Genomic DNA, 6,699 nt, shown 5'->3' with positions numbered 1-6,699 from the left:
GTCGTTTAAATTAGCCTTGATTGGAACGATCGTAAGACCGATTCTATCGCCCTGGTCGCACACCTGGCGACAATCGAAGTCACCCAGTCAGGAAATTTCATGATTTTGTTCATTAATCAGCCCAGAGTTTGGAATGTGCACTGCGTTATCTATCATGGCTTCCCGGAGGAAAGTCGGCCATTGTGATTGATCCAGCTTAACCGATGGATTCAGTGTTTCAATGAACTTTTTACTTCTGGCTACGTATTCCTGTTTCTGTGCTGCCAAGAGATTTCGTTTGACACCATGATTTACTTCACTATCAATCACGCGGCATAAATGATTATACATTTTCAGGGGATTCGAATTACCGGGAATCATCGGGATAATGCACTGGCCGACAATGCCTGCATCGGTTTCACTCAGTAACTCACTCCAGGGTTTTCCCAAAAACCTGTTCAGTAGAAGCAAAAGATTTGACAAGTGATGTATGAATCGATCTTCTTCATAACTATGCCGATGTAGAACCCACGTTGGTTTATGGGTTTCAAGATCTTCAAGGTTAAATGCAAGTTGGCCCAAGGCTTTTCTGGTACGTTTCAGATATTCGAGCGTATTCTTCATACTGACCACGTTTTTATGCTTCTGATCGTTTTTTAAAGTTTGATCCTGTTGTGCCCGTGGGTAGTCGAAAATAGAACCTTCAAAGCTTTGTTTCCGCTGCTTAAGCCCTTTTACCCTGGCGTACTCATTGCCGAAGGCCATTTGAATCTTTCTCACTACACCGGCAATGGCAATGATTAGATCGATATCAGCATTTTTTAACATGCTGGCTCGTACCGCATGATAAAAATCATGCTGCATAAATTCGAGAATCAATCGAGCAGATAAGTAATCAGCAATTTTTGGCAAAGGATGGCCAGGAAACGGAATTGCCATGTCTCTGTATCTTTTCAGGCTGCCGGTTCTAATATCTTCAGGCGAACTGATCCCGATCACAGGATTGATTATATGGGCTTCATTCTGGCAAAAACTGTCAATGAAAGCCTGTCGCAAGGTAATGGACGGACATATCATCCACCCAGACCACTCGCAGTCAATAAATAAAACGTTGAAGTGTCTGCTTGACAGGGCTTTTTTTATCGTGATCTGCCCTTTGTCTTCACCTGAGACAGTTGGGTACTTGCAGGACCAGAAACCTGCCTCAACCGGAGATGCATTTTCAAGCAAACGCAACATATTACTGAGGATGGAATCTACATCAAAAGAATCTACATCAAAAGAAGAAGGAAGAAAAAACCCCTTTGACCTTACCAAGGAATCAAATATGATATCCCGGTGGACTCCATTAACGTTTCCTTTATCGTCAAACAGCTTGTGATGGACAATCTCAAATGGCTTTATATGCTCGCCTTCCAGATAAACACCCTGCAGGGTAACCAGGGTTGCAAACTCATTCCTGCTTATTTTCTTTTCCCGAAATGCACGGAGCGCTGCATAGGCAAAAGTATCAGATTGCAAAAAGCAGCGGTGTTTTGTAGTGATTTCTTCCGGGTTGCGACAACACTGGGCAATTTGTTCAAGCTGCTGGGGAGTTATGTCGTTTACCTTATCCATGATCAATGATTGTTGATCTGTCTTGATTCTACGAACAACTTCTTTAAACACCTTTGCATGGCCACCAGTGCCTGGCAAATCCAGAGGGCCTGAAGATGATCCTTTAACGTCTCTGACCTTCAAATCGGTTGAGGGCGTTGATGAAAATCTCTGGTTGTCAGGCAATACACCATCATTAGTCGTGCTGCTGACACATCTGAATGGACCGGTGATGGTGTGCCAAATGGCACGAATACGTCTTGGCGCAGTATTTTCGGATCTTGAAGTTGCCTGGCATCCTGGCGCCCCGATGATGTCGGAAGGGTTCATGCCTTTAAACTCCCTATTAATAGTTTCATAAGTTCTGATTGATTGGACCTGTTAGACAATAAAAAAGTTCCGAGGCAAAATTGGCAATATTATTATATTTTTAAACGCGATGTTCGGGTTTGAAATAGATATTAAAAAATTGAAATTTCTCAGGTTACCAAGGGCAATAGTTTTGTGGTCTTCTGAGAACATCTCTACCGTCTCTATTGATCTGGATAACGGTTGTTTTAGCAGTATTTATATTGCTCATTGGTACTAATAATTATCTAAACTCGAGGCCTATTTCTTTGCAGGGTACTGGTTTACCAGTCCTGGCGATGGTCCGGCACTCCGGCTGGTCGCTACCCAGCCGGCCCCACTTGCGCGGCCCCACCTGCGCGGCCCGCCCCATCTACACCCGGGCTCTGCGAGCTATGGATGGAGTATTCCGCGAGAGTTGATAAATCCAGCGTACGGGTCGGAAAGGCAATATCGGCCTTATGACTGTGAATAATGCTGATGGTCTCAAGCAACACTTGCTCCTGAATCAGAAGGTATGCCGCCCAGTCAGTGGTTTTGGTAAAACAGTAAATCTGACAATCAAGACTTGATGCACCGAAGCTAATAAAATTCACCATGATCGTCTTGACCTGATCAATACCATCATGGCCCCTGAGGTAACTGCGCACATCTTCCAGAATCAGATTGACTTTATCGTTGTCGTCATACCTTAATCCAAAGCGCTGTTTGATGCGTCGATTTTGCATCCGGGAGGGATTTTCTACCGAAATGCTCATAAATGTCGCGTTCGGCACATAGAGCGGCCGTCTTGCAAAAGTCTGGATACGTGTCTGCCTCCAGCCAATATACTCTACTGTGCCTTCTATGTTCCTGTCTGGAGAACTGATCCAGTCTCCTACCCGAAATGGTTTATCCACATAGATCATCCAGCCACCAAAGAAGTTAGCCAGCATATCCTTGGCGGCAAAGCCCACAGCCAGCCCCCCCACCCCACCAAAGGCAAGGATACCTGAAAGGCTGTAACCCAAAGTTTGCATGGCAAGCAGAACTCCGGTAATGATGACGGCAACCCGCATCAGCCGACCCAGGGCAATAACCGAGGTCTGATCCAGTTTCCTTTTGCAGTCAACCTGCAGGTAGCGATGTTCCAGTGCTTTGATAAACGAAATAAAAACCCAGCAGAACAAAACAATGACCAATAGATCCCGGAAACTGAGAAAGCGCTCAAACAGATTATTTCCGGTCCCTTCCCATATTTCTTCTGCCGACCAACTCAACCCGGCAACCCAGATAAATAGATAAAACGGCTTCTGACCCGCCGCAAGCAGTGCATCATCCCAGACATTCTGGCTAGCTTTCGCTTTAGTCAGTAGCTTGGCCAAGAGCTTGCTGGCAAGATAACGGGTAAACGCTGTCAGAAAAAGAGCAATCACAACCTGTATCAGCCAATCGGGAATATTGGCTGGGGTAATGGATAAAAAGTCCATGGTTATACCACAATGCCTGATCAGATCAGGATAATCAGGACTGGAACAAAGGAGTCAATACACACTGGATTTAACTATAAACCAGTGCAGTAATTTTGCGGGAAAGTGACCGGAAATTAACTGATGGTGAATTGAGAGGGTAGCAAAATCAGCCAGCGCCAAAGGCCCTGGCCAGCATTTCACATGCTTCCCGATAGCGCCCTGAGTTTTCAAGGGACGCCCAGTCCGTATATGAGCCTGGCAGCAAATTACCCGGACCAACCCCCTGTAAACCAGGGCCATCTATTTCAGCCAATACATCCAGAACCCCCTGACGGTTACTGATAATAAGAAGGTCACAACCAGCATCCAGCGCGGCCCTGGCCCTGGCAGGATAACTGCCGGTTTTCGCCGCCCCTGCCATGGACAGGCAATCGCTGACGACCAGCCCCGCAAATGCCAGTTGATTCCTTAACACCCCTTTCAGCCATTGCGGTGAATAACCGACCGGGTTCTGGTCAACAGCGGGAAACAGAATATGGGCCGGCATTAATGCCTCTACCCCCTTGCCAATCATGGCCCTGAAAGGCGCCATATCAGACTGGCAGATCTCAGCAAAAGTACGGTCATCCAAAGGAAGGCTAACATGGGAATCCGCATCAACATTGCCATGGCCCGGAAAGTGCTTGATGACTACGGACATCCCGGCTTCATGAACGCCATCAATCCACGACGAGACCAGATGCGTCACCTGCTCAACCGAACGCCCAAAAGCGCGATCCCCCACAATCGACGTTTTACCATGATCAATATCCAAGACAGGCCCCAGGCACAGGTCTACCCCACAGGCCAACAGTTCAGACGCCATCAGCCAGCCTGACTCAGAGGCCACATAACACTGCTGATCCGGATCAAATGACCCATAGGCCTGTGCCGGGGGTAGTCGGGTAAACCCATCCTTGAAGCGCTGGACACGTCCACCTTCCTGGTCAACACAGATTAACAGCTCCCGGCGAACTTCCCGAATGGATCTGACCAGCGTCATCAACTGGTTCCGGTCCTGATAGTTCCTGGAAAAAAGGACAACACCCGCAACACCGGGCAGGGCAAGCAGCTGGTTTTCTTCGGCTGTCAGCTGCGCCCCCTTGAGATCGATCAAAAGAACGCCACGGTTTTGGCCTGCCAGCACAAATATCCCCCCCTGAAAAAAAAGTATCAACTCAGTTGTATATCGATCCTGGTGCCAGTATCTACACGGTCAAACAGATCGATAATGTCTTCCCCATGCATTCGGATACACCCCCGTGAGCCAGGCTCGCCCATCACGGCAGTATCCGGTGAGCCATGGATATAGATGTAGCGGCGCATGGTATCGACATTACCGAGCCGGTTATATCCTGGCTCCAGGCCACTGAGCCATAAAATCCGGGTTAATATCCAGTCCTTTCTATCAGGGTACTGCTGACAAAGCTCGGGGGAATAGATCTCACCGGTAAAGCGACGCCCGACAAATACTGAATTAGCCGGTAGCCCAGCGCCAATTTTTGCTCGAATAACATGCCGCCCAAGAGGCGTTTGCCAGCTCCCTTCCTGCTGCCCGGTTCCCTTGCTGGCAGAAGAAACTGAATACACACGGCGCCTGCCGCCCTTCTCGTGCAGCACCATCACCTGACTGGCAATATGAACAGTAAGATACATCGGTAAATTAAGCTCTGTTATGATTATATGATCGGTCAGCTGTGTGACCTCAACCCTGCCGCCATGAATGGCACCATCTTCCTCATGATATCTTCCAGTTCACTCCTGACCCCATAATCACTTTCGGCAATAGCCATTAGCGCATCTGCACCTGACAGGGTAAAAACAGCGGAACCCAAGATAAAATAAACCCTCCAGAACAGGTCATTCACTGGCAGATCAGGACACGCTTTTATCAACAACTCAAGACAGGCCTGAAATACTTCCCCGTAGACGTCGCGCAAATATTTCTTCAGATGCCCCTGGCCCTGTGTGTAGGCCAGGCCAATCATCCGCATACAAACCGAGAGATCTTCAGGGCTGCGAGGTTTAACCGCCATGACCTGATCAACCAGCAAATGAAGTATTTCTTCCAGATCAATGGCATCATTATTATCCTGATATCTCACAAGAGCCTCGGAAAGATTACTGACAAAAGGGTCAAGAAAACGGGAAAAGACCGCCTGGATCAGGGATTTTTTGGAGCCGAAATGATAATTGACAGCGGCCAGGTTAACACCCGCCTCACTGGTGATTGAACGCAGCGAGGTCTCTGCGAACCCATGCTCAGCGAATAACTTCTCGGCAGCGTCCAGAATCCTGTCTACTGTCGCTGACTGTGACATGCTGGTAAAACCTCCAATGTAAACATTTGTTTAAAACTAACGTTTGAAAACTGAAACATCAAGTTGAATTATTAGGGCAAAGGTAGTTGCGGCCCGTAAATTACTGTATATAATCACATACACTGTATAAAAAAACAGATTCAACCATGTACAAATTGACCAAGCGCCAGGCTGAAATCCTTGAACTGATCAGGTCTCACATTGAAGAGTCCGGTTTTCCTCCCACCCGCGCGGAAATCGCACAGACATTCGGGTTCCGATCCCCCAATTCGGCAGAAGAACATCTCAGGGCCCTTGCCCGCAAGGGAGCCATTGAGATTACCCCCGGAGCCTCAAGAGGGATTCGAGTACCTGGCACCGAATATTCCGGCCTGCCTATTGTAGGACAGGTTGCTGCAGGCAGTCCCATTCTTGCCCAGGAACATATTGAAGACCACCTGTCCATCAACCCTGATTTCTTTTCACCCAAAGCAGACTTCATGCTACGGGTAAAAGGGATGAGCATGAAGGATATCGGCCTTCTTGACGGGGACCTTTTGGCTGTTCATAAAACATCAACGGCAACCAATGGCCAGATTGTCGTTGCCAGAATTGACGACGAAGTAACAGTGAAACGTTTTGAACAAATCAAGAACAGAATTTACCTTCACCCGGAAAACCGGGAATTCCATACAATCGAAGTAGACCCAAGCGTCGATACCTTTGCCATTGAAGGACTGAGTGTGGGGGTTATCAGGAATTTACCCTGACGATCGAGGAAGTAGAGGACCTGACATGCAACCAATAAGGAATTGTCCTGAAATAACTTCCACATTTCTAATGGCGCTGCTCGCTTCGCAAAAAGCTGGGATTACTTGTGTTTTTGCGGTAAGCAATTGGCCCGAAATAATTCCGACTTTTCTGAGCCTCGAACCTCCGTTCGTCCTGAGCCTGTCGAAGGGCGTGGACTCCGGCCTCGATTATCG

7 protein-coding genes are annotated in these 6,699 nt (G+C 47.8%); 2 read left to right on the top strand and 5 right to left on the bottom strand.

Annotated features, from left to right (window positions below; translation table 11 throughout):
- Positions 1-87: 87 nt before the first annotated feature.
- The 5 genes from KDK14_RS05295 to KDK14_RS05275 form a co-directional block, all read right to left on the bottom strand.
- Positions 88-1,905 (bottom strand): hypothetical protein, encoded by a 1,818-nt coding sequence (locus tag KDK14_RS05295; RefSeq protein WP_257263975.1) that lies wholly within the window; start codon positions 1,903-1,905, stop codon positions 88-90.
- 341 nt (positions 1,906-2,246) lie between these two features.
- Positions 2,247-3,392 (bottom strand): mechanosensitive ion channel family protein, encoded by a 1,146-nt coding sequence (locus tag KDK14_RS05290; protein ID WP_257263974.1) that lies wholly within the window; start codon positions 3,390-3,392, stop codon positions 2,247-2,249.
- 148 nt (positions 3,393-3,540) lie between these two features.
- The gene (gene nagZ, locus KDK14_RS05285; RefSeq protein WP_257263973.1) at positions 3,541-4,560 is read right to left on the bottom strand and encodes a beta-N-acetylhexosaminidase; all 1,020 of its coding nucleotides are present in this window, start codon (positions 4,558-4,560) and stop codon (positions 3,541-3,543) included.
- Between the two features lie 26 nt (positions 4,561-4,586).
- The gene (locus KDK14_RS05280) at positions 4,587-5,069 is read right to left on the bottom strand and encodes a L,D-transpeptidase (RefSeq protein ID WP_257263972.1); all 483 of its coding nucleotides are present in this window, start codon (positions 5,067-5,069) and stop codon (positions 4,587-4,589) included.
- 35 nt (positions 5,070-5,104) lie between these two features.
- Positions 5,105-5,734: a TetR/AcrR family transcriptional regulator gene (locus KDK14_RS05275; RefSeq protein ID WP_257263971.1), complete on the bottom strand. Its 630-nt coding sequence runs from the start codon at positions 5,732-5,734 to the stop codon at positions 5,105-5,107.
- 146 nt (positions 5,735-5,880) lie between these two features.
- Here KDK14_RS05275 and lexA point away from each other — a divergent pair, with 146 nt between their 5' ends.
- Together lexA and KDK14_RS05265 are read left to right on the top strand one after the other, a co-directional pair.
- A complete protein-coding gene (gene lexA, locus KDK14_RS05270) occupies positions 5,881-6,483 on the top strand; it encodes a transcriptional repressor LexA (protein ID WP_257263970.1) in 603 nt (200 codons plus the stop codon).
- Positions 6,484-6,508: 25 nt separating this feature from the next.
- A partial coding sequence (locus KDK14_RS05265; protein WP_257263969.1) for a hypothetical protein occupies positions 6,509-6,699 on the top strand: 191 nt, incomplete at its 3' end.

Source organism: Endozoicomonas sp. ONNA2 (assembly GCF_024606365.1).
Classification (GTDB): domain Bacteria; phylum Pseudomonadota; class Gammaproteobacteria; order Pseudomonadales; family Endozoicomonadaceae; genus Endozoicomonas.
The sequence above is the reverse complement of the archived record's forward strand: the minus strand, read 5'-3'. Positions and strand labels throughout refer to the sequence as shown.